This window comes from Agrococcus citreus, from assembly GCF_039527715.1.
Lineage (GTDB): Bacteria > Actinomycetota > Actinomycetes > Actinomycetales > Microbacteriaceae > Agrococcus > Agrococcus citreus.
Window position 1 is genome coordinate 353458 of sequence record NZ_BAAAKK010000001.1, and the last position, 2421, is coordinate 355878.

2 protein-coding genes are annotated in these 2421 nt (G+C 74.8%); both read right to left on the reverse strand.

From position 1 onward, the window contains the following. Positions 1-43: 43 nt before the first annotated feature. Positions 44-2047 carry a PTS fructose transporter subunit IIABC gene (locus ABD106_RS01760; RefSeq protein WP_343916699.1) on the reverse strand — a complete coding sequence of 668 codons (2004 nt, stop codon included), beginning with the start codon at positions 2045-2047 and terminating at the stop codon, positions 44-46. Then, positions 2047-2421, reverse strand: a 375-nt coding sequence (locus tag ABD106_RS01765) for a PfkB family carbohydrate kinase (RefSeq protein WP_343916701.1), incomplete at its 5' end; no start/stop codon positions are given. The genes ABD106_RS01765 and ABD106_RS01760, both read right to left, overlap by 1 nt.

Sequence of the window (2421 nt, forward strand, 5' to 3'; positions counted from 1 at the left end):
CTCGGGGAGCGGTGCGCCGCGTCCTGTGCGCTCGGCGGATGCGTCAGGCGGCGACGAGCGCGGGCTCGGCCGCGGCGTCGACCACCGGGGCGCGGCGCGCCCAGCGCTTGAGCGCCACGACGGCGAGCCCCGTCACGATCGCGCCGACGACGATCGACACGATGAACATGCCGATGTTGCCGATCGCGAAGAAGACGAAGATGCCGCCGTGCGGCGCCTGGCTCGTCACGCCCGCTGCCATCGAGATCGCACCGGTCGTCGCGGCGCCGAGGATCGACGCCGGGATGACGCGCAGCGGGTCGGCGGCCGCGAACGGGATCGCGCCCTCCGAGATGAACGACGCGCCCAGCAGCCACGCGGCCTTGCCGTTCTCCTGCTCGGCCTTCGTGAAGAGCTTCCGGTCGATGACCGTCGCGAGGGCCATGCCGAGCGGCGGCACCATGCCCGCGGCCATGACGGTGGCCATGATCATCCAGGGCGCCGGGTTCTCGGGGGAGCCCTCCGAGAGGCCCGCGACCGCGAACGCGTACGCGACCTTGTTGACGGGGCCGCCGAGGTCGAACGCCATCATCGTGCCGAGCAGCAGGCCCAGCAGGATCGCCGCCGTGCCGCTCAGCCCGCTGAGGAAGTCGGTGAGCGCGTTCGAGAGGCTCGCGATCGGCCCGCCGAGCAGCACGACCATGAGGCCTGACGCGAAGATCGACGCGAGCAGCGGGATGATGACGACGGGCATGAGGCCGCGCATCCACTGCGGCACGCGCCAGGTGCCGATCCACCATGCCGCGAGGCCCGCGAGCAGACCGCCGACGATGCCGCCGAGGAAGCCGGCGCCCATGAGGCCCGAGACGGCACCCGCGACGAAGCCGGGCGCGATGCCGGGCCGGTCGGCGATGCCGTAGGCGATGTAGCCGGCGAGCGCCGGCACGAGGAAGCCCATCGACGCCTGGCCGATCGCGAACGCGACGCAGCCGAGGTAGTAGAGCAGCCCGCCGTCGGGCAGGTTCCAGAGCGTCGAGCTGAGCGCGACGTCCTGCGCGGTCGAGAGCGAGGTGCCCTCGACGCCGAACGCGATCTCGAAGCCGCCGAGCAGGAACCCGAGCGCGAGCAGCAGGCCGCCGCCCGCGACGAAGGGGATCATGTAGCTGACGCCCGTGAGCAGCGCTCGCTTGACGGTGCCGCCCAGCGAGCGGCTGCCCGTCTCGCTCGCCCCCGACTCGCCCTCGGCGCCGCCCGCGAGCCGCGGGCCGGTCGGGTCGTCGGCGTGGCCGAGCGCCTCCTGGATGAGGGCGTCGGGCGCGTCGATGCCGCGCTTCACCGGCACCTGCACGAAGGGCTTGCCGGCGAAGCGGCCGCGCTCACGGACGTCGACGTCGACGGCGAAGATCACGGCGTCGGCCGCGGCGATCACCTCGGGGTCCAGGCGCGTCGTGCCGCTCGATCCCTGCGTCTCGACGGCGATGCGCACGCCCGCGCGCTCGGCGGCGGCCTTGAGCGCATCCGCCGCCATGTAGGTGTGGGCGATGCCGGTCGGGCACGCGGTGACGGCGACGACGCTGCGTGCGCCCTCGGCGGCCGGTGCCGCATCGGTCTCGTCGCGGTCGGCGACGACGCCCTCGACGAGCGCCACGACGTCTGCGGGGCTCGAGGCGGCCCGCAGCGCGTCGGTGAACTGCTCGTCGATGAGCGAGCCCGCGAGCCGTGAGAGCACCGCGAGGTGCGTCTCGGCGGCACCGTCGGGCGCCATGATCATGAACACGAGGTCGGCGGGGCCGTCGGGCGCGCCGAAGTCGACCGCCGGGCTGAGCCGGGCGAACGCGAGGCTCGGCTCGAGCACGGCCGCCGACTTGCAGTGGGGGATCGCGATGCCGGCGCCCATGCCGGTCGGCGTCAGTGCCTCGCGCTCGAGCACCGCGGCGGCGAGCGCCTCGCCGTCGGCGACGCGGTCGGTATCGGCGGCCCGCGCTGCGAGCGACCGGATGACGGCCTCCTTGTCGGCGCCGAGGTCGGCGTCGAGCAACACGAGGTCGGGGGAGAGGATCTGGGGCATCAGTGCTCCTGGCAGTCGGCGACGGATGCCGCGGTGGGGGTGGGTTCGGTGGAGGGGTCGTCGGTCGAGGCGGCCGACGGGTCGATGCGCTCGACGTCGACGCGGGCCGCGTCGGCGTCGGCGGGGGCGGGGAAGCCGGTGCCGGGCATCGCCGCCGCGGCGGAGCCGTGCGCGACGGCCTGGCGGAGCGGCACGGCGCCGTCGTCGCCGCGCGCGCGAGCGATGAGCCAGCCGGCGAGGCTCGCGGCGCCGGCGCCCACGGTCGAGCGCACGATCGTCGGCGGCGGGGTCGCGCGCAGCACGGTCGTCTTGTCGGCGAGGATCGCGCCATCGCCGCCGAGCGTCAGCAGCACCGAGCCGACGGCGCGGCCGAC

What these genes read in the sequence shown, in the direction of transcription:
- ABD106_RS01760 (WP_343916699.1), bottom strand. Translation starts at nt 2,047, where the DNA reads ATGCCCCAGATCCTCTCCCCCGACCTCGTGTTGCTCGACGCCGACCTC.